At 69.7% G+C, this 2018-nt stretch carries 2 protein-coding genes; both read right to left on the bottom strand.

All coding sequences use genetic code 11. The features are described from left to right. Positions 1 to 1687, bottom strand: a 1687-nt coding sequence (locus tag ABZ780_RS31665; protein WP_357488429.1) for a hypothetical protein, incomplete at its 3' end; no start/stop codon positions are given. Positions 1688 to 1818: 131 nt separating this feature from the next. Beyond that, positions 1819 to 2018: hypothetical protein (locus tag ABZ780_RS31660; RefSeq protein WP_357488427.1), on the bottom strand; the 200-nt coding region annotated here is incomplete at its 5' end.

The raw sequence follows: 2018 nt of genomic DNA, 5'->3' as shown, positions 1-2018 counted from the left end.
CGGCCAGCGCATCCTTGTAGTCGACAAGCTGGCCACGGAACTCAGCAGCAGCCTCCCCACTGAGCCCCAGCTTCTTGACCATGTCGTCGAGAGCGGCGGCAGCCAGCTCAGCCTGGCCGCTCTTGACCAGGTTGGCGAGACCCTTGTCGATCCCGTCGATCTCCTCCTTGGCCTTGCTCATGGAGTTCGAGTCCGACATGCCCAAGGTGAAGATCGAGTTCATCGTGTCGTTGAACTTGTCCATGCCGGAGCCGCCGCCGGCGACACGGTCAACCGCAGAGGCCAGACCGTCCATGTCCTTGCCCATCACCCGCGCGGCCTCGCCCGTGACCTTGCCGGTGCGGCCGAGGATGCCGAGCGATGTGGTCAGCTTGTCGATGTCCGGAGGCGTGGACTTGCCCCGCTGCCGCAGCTCGGTGAGCGCGATGAGGAGCAGGCCCAGCCCGGTGCCGGCGATCGCCAGCTTGGCCCCGCGGGAGAGGCCGCCGATCGCCGCGGTGACCGCGCCGATCGCGCCAGGCGCCCCAGCCGCCGCCGTACGGAGTGCCATCACCTGAGTGCCCAGGGCGAGCAGCGCGGCCTTGGCTGTGCCCACTCCGACGGCCGCGAGTTTCACCGCCCGGATGGCGATGGCCAGCTGGAGGACCAGGGCGATGCCCTCGGGCGGGACCGCCGACACAATCCCGGACAGGGCGTTGATCACGTCCAGCATGCCGACCCCGACATCGGAGCCGGCATCGAGGACGTTGACCAGCGCCTCGCCGATGTTTCCGAGCGTGTCCCACACCGCCGGGCCTTGCTCGCGGCAGTAGTCCATGAACCGCTGCATGCCGCTGTTGTCGAGCTCACCGGCCTGCGCCTTGGCGAGGAAGACGGTGAGCTCGTCGACGGCGTTACTCAACGTCCGGTTGGCGAAGTTGGTGACCTTGTCGGTCATCCGGTCGAACCCCGGCGTCTGGACGGCACCGCCGGCGATGGTGATCAGCCGGTCGAACTGCGTGGACGCGCCCTTGACCAGGCCCGTGGTTTTGGGCAGCAACGCGTTCGCGACCGCGAGGCCCTTGGTGACCGGGGCCATCACGTCGCCGGAAAGTTCGTCGGACCAGTCCGCGAAGTTGTCCTTCAGCAGCCCGACCGCGACCGCGGCCTCCCGCGTCGCGGGCGGCAGGTCGTTGAGCGTCTTCAGGTAGTCGGCCTGGGCCTTGGCCGCCTCCTGCGAGGTAGCGCCCGAGGAGTCGACCGCGTCCGTGTACTTCTCGTGTGCGGCGATGGCCTCACCGATGGCGCCGATCTGCGGAGCCAGCGCGAGCCCGTACGCGGCCGCGGACAGGGTGACCGCGCCGAGCTGCGCGGCGAGCGCGCCCGCCGTGCTCGCGAGCCCGGCCGCCATCGGGATCGCCGCCGGCAGCGGGCTGATGAGGTTCGTCTTCAGTGCCTCGCCGAGCTTGCCGGCCTCGTCCCGCAGCAGTCCCATCGAGTCGCGGGTGCCGTGGGTGGAGTCGCCCAGGCGGCGGGCCGCCTCATCGGCGGACAGGAACCGGCCGCGCAGATCACGCAGTTGGCCGTCGGCGTCGGCTCCGATCCCGGACAGTCGCAGCCGCAGCCGGTCGGCAGAGTTCGCCGTCCCGTTGAGGACGCGGGACAGTTCATCGCGACCGGTCAGTGTGAAGGTGAGACGCTCGGCCACCGGTCACCCCCTCCGGCTGATGTGCTGGTTGATCCAGGCGACCGCCGACTCCAGTTCGTCAGCGGACAGGCGGTGGATCTCCCACGGGCGGATGTGCAGGTAGTGCGCGAGCAGCCACCGGTACTGGGCGATCAGCCCTCGGAGCCCTTGCGGGCCCGCACCAGGTGGCCTTTTCCCACCGCCTCGAGGGCGGCGGTGACGTCGTCCCGGTTGTGGGCGAGCTTCCGCATGTGCGGGACCATCGCGTCGATCGCGGAGTCCTCCCCCTTGGCGAGCGCCTCGGCCAGGATGTTCGACAGGACGTCGTCCATCTCCGCTCGCTCGAGCTGCG

The organism is Micromonospora sp. NPDC047467, from assembly GCF_040643095.1.
Lineage (GTDB): Bacteria > Actinomycetota > Actinomycetes > Mycobacteriales > Micromonosporaceae > Micromonospora.
The sequence above is the reverse complement of the archived record's forward strand: the minus strand, read 5'-3'. Positions and strand labels throughout refer to the sequence as shown.